The organism is Clavibacter lycopersici, assembly GCF_003576405.1.
Classification (GTDB): domain Bacteria; phylum Actinomycetota; class Actinomycetes; order Actinomycetales; family Microbacteriaceae; genus Clavibacter; species Clavibacter lycopersici.
The window spans coordinates 1-4,916 of the sequence record NZ_QWGT01000209.1; the positions used below are offsets into that span (position 1 = coordinate 1).

Consider the following 4,916-nt stretch of genomic DNA (forward strand, 5'->3'; position numbering starts at 1 on the left):
CGCGGCGCTGTGGGCCGACTCGCGCCAGCGCGCTGAGCAGGCCGCCGCCGACCGGAGCCTCGCCGTGGCGACGACCGTGGCGGACTCGCCGCGGGTGGCTGAGGGGCTCGCGTCGGCGGATCCCACGGGCGCGCTCCTCGACTACTCGCTCGACGTGACGCGCGACACCGGTGTCGACTTCGTCACGATCATGGACCGCGACACCGTGCGCGTGACCCACCCTGACCCGGACGAGATCGGCCGCAGGTACCTCGGCACCACGGGCCCCGCGCTCGCCGGCCGCTCGATGACCGAGACCTCCACGGGGACGCTCGGGCCGAGCGTCCGGGCGGTCGTCCCCGTGCGCGACGCCGACGGCGGCATCGTCGGGCTGGTGGCGGCCGGCGTCACGGTCGACCGCGTCAGCGAGGTGCTCGGCGCCCGCCTCCCGGGGCTCATCGGCACGGTCGGGGCGCTCGCGCTCCTGCTCGCGGCCGGGGCCGTGCTCCTCAGCAGGTCGCTCGAGCGGACGACCTGGGGGCTCGGGCCCGAGGAGATGGCGCGCATGCTCGCGTACTACGAGTCGGTGCTGCACTCGGTCGGCGAGGGGATCGTGCTCGTCGACCGCGACCGGCGGCTCGTGCTCCACAACGACCAGGCGGCCGAGCTGCTCGACCTCGAGCTGGATCCCGCCACGGGGCCCGTCGAGGTCCGCGCGCTGGGGCTGCCGCCCGCGATCGAGCGGCTGCTCGTCGAGGGTGCCACGACCGACGAGGTCGTGCACCTGCCCAGCGGGCGCGTGCTCGTCATCACGCAGCGGCCCGCGCTGCCGACGGGCCGCACCGGGAGCGCCGCGCGGCTGGGGACGGTGACGACGCTGCGGGACCGGACGGAGATCCAGCGGCTGTCGGGCGAGCTCGCGACGCTGCGGACGCTCTCGGACGCCATGCGGGCGCAGACCCACGAGTTCGCCAACCGGCTGCACACCATCGTGTCGCTCATCGAGCTGGAGCGGCCGCGCGAGGCGCTCGCCCTCGCGGCGTCGGAGCTCGAGACGGACCGGCGGGCGTCGGAGGGCGGGCTGGCGGAGGACGCGGATCCCGTCGTGCGGGCCCTCGTGCGCGGCAAGACGGCGCAGGCGGCCGAGCGCGGAGTGGAGCTCACGGTGCACGTGGCCGAGGGAACGGGCGATCCGGGTGTCCCCGCGACGGAGCTCGTGACGATCGTCGGCAACCTCGTCGACAACGCGATCGACGCGGCCGCCGACCCGTCCGTCGCCACGGCGCGCGGCGAGGACCGCGGGCGCGTGGAGCTGTCGCTGTCGCGGACGGACGCGGGCGGGCTCGTCGTCGAGGTGGCGGACGACGGGCCGGGCGTGGATCCGGCGGTACGGCCGCGCGTGCTGGAGTTCGGGGTGACGACGAAGGCCGGCGACGCGGGGCCGCGCGGGGTGGGGCTCGCGCTCGTCGCGCGCTCGGCCGCGCGGCTCGGCGGCCGGATCGAGGTGGGCGACGCGGACGCGCCGCTGGGCGGGGCGCGCGTGCGGGTCGTGCTGCCCGCGGATCCGGTCGCGCCCGTCGCCGACGGAGTCGACGCGCGCGACGGCGGGGTGCGCGCGTGATCCGCGTGCTGGTCGTCGACGACGACGTGCTGACCGCGGAGGCCCACGCCCTCTACGTCGGACGGCTCGACGGCTTCGAGGTCGCGGGCGTCGCGCACACGGGAGGCGAGGCGCTGCGGCTCGTCGCGGAGGCGGGGGCGGACGGGATCGACCTGGTGCTCCTCGACATGACGCTGCCCGACATGCACGGGCTCGAGGTCTGCCGGCGGCTCCGGGCGGCCGGGCGCGCGACCGACGTCGTGGCGGTGACCGCGGTGCGCGACCAGGCCGTGGTGCGCAGCTCGGTGACGGCGGGGATCGTGCAGTACCTCATCAAGCCGTTCACGTTCGCGGCGTTCGCCGAGAAGATGGCGGCGTACGTCGGCTACCGCGAGGGGCTCGGCGCGGGCAGCGGCAGCACGACGCAGCTGCAGGTCGACCGGGCGCTCGCGGCGCTGCGCTCCCCCGCGTCGGACGCGCGGCTGCCCAAGGGCATGTCGGCGGAGACGCTCGACCTCGTGCGCGGGATCGCGCGGGGGGGCGGACCCGCGACGCGCGGATCCGAGGGCGTCTCGGCCGCCGAGGTGTCGGGCGCGCTCGACGTGTCGCGCGTGACGGCGCGCCGGTACCTCGAGTACCTCGCCGACGTGGGCCAGGTGGAGCGGGTGCCGCGCTACGGGACGCCGGGCCGACCCGAGCTCGGGTACCGCTGGACGAGCTGACGCACCGTACGGCACGGGCCGCGGGTGCGCGAGCCCCGCGCCGGATCCGCTCCGAGCCGTCACGATGTCGCCGCCCCGTGCGAGTCTCGGGTCATGAGACGCACGATCCTCCCGCCGTACCTGCTGACCCGCCTCGCCGAGGCCGACCCGGGCCGCCTGGCCGCCGCACGGCAGGCCGCGCGGCGCGCCCTCCGCGACCAGGGGCCGCTGATCCACGACCGGCGCGGTCCCGGCGCCGCACCGGACGACTCCGCGCTCGCGGAGCGGGACCCGTCGGGGATCCACCGCACCATCTCGGACGCGGGGAACCGCGAGGAGCTGCCCGGCCGCACGGTGCGCGTCGAGGGCGCCCCGGCCACGGGCGACAGGGAGGTGGACGAGGCGTACGACGGTCTCGGCGCCACCTACGCGCTGTTCTCCGAGGTCTACGGCCGGGAGTCGCTCGACGACCGCGGCCTGCCGCTGCTCGCGAGCGTGCACTACGGCGAGGAGTACGACAACGCGTTCTGGGACGGCACGCGCATGGTCTTCGGCGACGGCGACGGCGAGGTCTTCGCGCCGTTCACGCGCTCGCTCACGGTCATCGGCCACGAGCTGACCCACGGGGTCACCGAGCTCACGCTCGGCCTCGTCTACCAGGGGCAGTCGGGCGCGCTCAACGAGTCGATCTCCGACGTCTTCGGCGTGCTCGTCGAGCAGCACGCGCTCGGGCAGACGGCGGACGAGGCGACCTGGCTCGTCGGCGCGGAGCTGTTCCTCGACCGGTCCACGGGCCTCGCGCTCCGCTCGATGCGCGCCCCGGGCACGGCGTACGACGACGACGTGCTGGGGAAGGACCCGCAGCCCGGCCACATGGACGACTACATGGAGACCGAGGAGGACAACGGCGGCGTCCACATCAACTCCGGGATCCCGAACCGCGCGTTCTTCCTGGCGGCCACGGCGATCGGCGGCGAGGCCTGGGAGGGCGCGGGGCGCGTCTGGTACGACGTCATCGAGTCCGGCGCCGTGCGGGCCGACGCCGACTTCCCGGCCTTCGCCCGGGCCACGATCGAGGCGGCCGCCGCGCGGTACGGTGAGGGCGCGTCCGAGGTCGCCGCGGTCCAGGCGGCGTGGGAGGGCGTCGGGATCGAGGTCTAGGTGGAGATCGCCGTGTCGCGCACGGGCGGGGTGGCGGGCATGACCCGCACCTGGTCGGTGCGCGTGGACGACGGATCCGACGAGCTGGGCGCCTGGAGCGCGCTCGTCGACGACTGCCCGTGGGACGAGCCGGCCCCGCCGACGCCCGGCGCCGACCGCTTCACGTACCTGGTGCGCGCGGGCGACCGCGAGGCGCGCCTCGGCGAGACCGCGGTCGACGGCCCGTGGCGTCGGCTCGTCGACCGGGTGCGGGACGCGTCCCGTGAGAGCCTCGGAGGATGACGCCGCCCCCCTTCGACGACGACCGCTACGGACAGGACGTGCTCGCCACAGGCTGGCGCGGGCCCGCGAAGAAGGCCCCGCGGCCCCAGGACGCGACGCGCGACCTCGTCGTCGAGGAGCTGTCCACCGGGTTCTGCGGCGCCATCGTGCGCGTCGAGTCCGGGATGGTCGTGCTCGAGGACTTCCGCCGGAAGCAGCGCACGTTCCCGCTCGGCGGATCCTTCCTGCTCGAGGGCGAGCCCGTCGCGCTCCGCGTGCCCCGCGCCGCGCCGACCGGACCCGCGCGCACCGCGTCCGGGTCCCTCGCCGTCGCCGACCGGCAGGCCCGCGTCGCGCTCCCCAGCCGGATCTTCGTGGAGGGCCGGCACGACGCCGAGCTCGTGGAGAAGGTGTGGGGCGAGGACCTCCGCATCGAGGGCGTCGTCGTCGAGTACCTCGAGGGCGTCGACCACCTCGACGAGGAGCTCGACCGCTTCCGGCCGGGCCGCGGCCGCCGCGTGGGCGTGCTCGTCGACCACCTGGTGCCCGGATCCAAGGAGAGCCGCATCGCCGAGGCCGTCGCGCGCGGGCCGCATCGCGCGCACGCGCTCGTGGTCGGCCACCCCTACGTCGACGTCTGGCAGTCGGTGAAGCCCGGACGGCTGGGCCTCGCCGAGTGGCCGGTCATCCCGCGGAACGTCGAGTGGAAGCACGGTATCTGCCAGGCGCTCGGCTGGCCGCACGCCGAGCAGGCGGACATCGCCCGGGCGTGGCAGCGGATCCTCGGCCAGGTGCGCTCCTACCAGGACCTGGAGCCCGCGCTCCTGGGACGCGTGGAGCAGCTGATCGACTTCGTGACGGATCCCGCGGGACGCTAGCGCGCAGGACCGCGGGACCGCGGCACCCCGGTCAGGCCGGCGCCGCCGCCGTGTCGCCGATCCGCACGCGCACCGGCAGCACGACGCTCGCCGGCGCCCGGCCCGCGAGCAGCTCGCCGACCATGCGCCCGGCGCGCACCCCGCGGTCGTGCAGGGGCTGCTCCACCGTCGTGAGCCGGCGCTCGAGCCACGGCAGGTGCGCGCCGTCGAAGCCCGTGACCGTGAGGTCCTCCGGCACGCGCAGCCCCCGCGCCGCGGCGGCCCGGAGCGCGCTCGCGGCGAGCATGTCGTTCTGGGCGAGGATCGCCGTGGGCCGCGACGGCAGGTCGAGCAGCA

General features: G+C 76.1%; 6 protein-coding genes. 5 read left to right on the plus strand and 1 reads right to left on the minus strand.

Annotated features, from left to right (window positions below):
- From DZG00_RS12210 to DZG00_RS12230, 5 genes are all read left to right on the plus strand, one after another.
- Window positions 1-1,600: sensor histidine kinase (locus tag DZG00_RS12210; protein WP_147359991.1), on the plus strand; the 1,600-nt coding region annotated here is incomplete at its 5' end.
- The gene (locus tag DZG00_RS12215; protein ID WP_119455668.1) at window positions 1,597-2,301 is read left to right on the plus strand and encodes a response regulator; all 705 of its coding nucleotides are present in this window, start codon (window positions 1,597-1,599) and stop codon (window positions 2,299-2,301) included. The genes DZG00_RS12210 and DZG00_RS12215, both read left to right, overlap by 4 nt.
- A 93-nt stretch (window positions 2,302-2,394) precedes the next feature.
- Window positions 2,395-3,441 (plus strand): M4 family metallopeptidase, encoded by a 1,047-nt coding sequence (locus DZG00_RS12220; protein WP_119455669.1) that lies wholly within the window; start codon window positions 2,395-2,397, stop codon window positions 3,439-3,441.
- Window positions 3,442-3,723, plus strand: coding sequence for a protealysin inhibitor emfourin (locus DZG00_RS12225; protein ID WP_119383080.1), 282 nt, complete (start codon window positions 3,442-3,444; stop codon window positions 3,721-3,723).
- Complete coding sequence (locus DZG00_RS12230; RefSeq protein WP_119383081.1) at window positions 3,720-4,580, plus strand: DUF3097 domain-containing protein; 861 nt, start codon at window positions 3,720-3,722, stop codon at window positions 4,578-4,580. Before DZG00_RS12225 ends, DZG00_RS12230 begins: the two co-directional genes overlap by 4 nt.
- A gap of 31 nt (window positions 4,581-4,611) precedes the next feature.
- On the opposite strand, the gene DZG00_RS12235 is transcribed toward DZG00_RS12230, so the two are convergent.
- Window positions 4,612-4,916: substrate-binding domain-containing protein (locus DZG00_RS12235; protein ID WP_158587805.1), on the minus strand; the 305-nt coding region annotated here is incomplete at its 5' end.

What these genes read in the sequence shown, in the direction of transcription:
- DZG00_RS12220 (WP_119455669.1), top strand. Translation starts at nt 2,395, where the DNA reads ATGAGACGCACGATCCTCCCGCCGTACCTGCTGACCCGCCTCGCCGAG.
- DZG00_RS12230 (WP_119383081.1), top strand. Translation starts at nt 3,720, where the DNA reads ATGACGCCGCCCCCCTTCGACGACGACCGCTACGGACAGGACGTGCTC.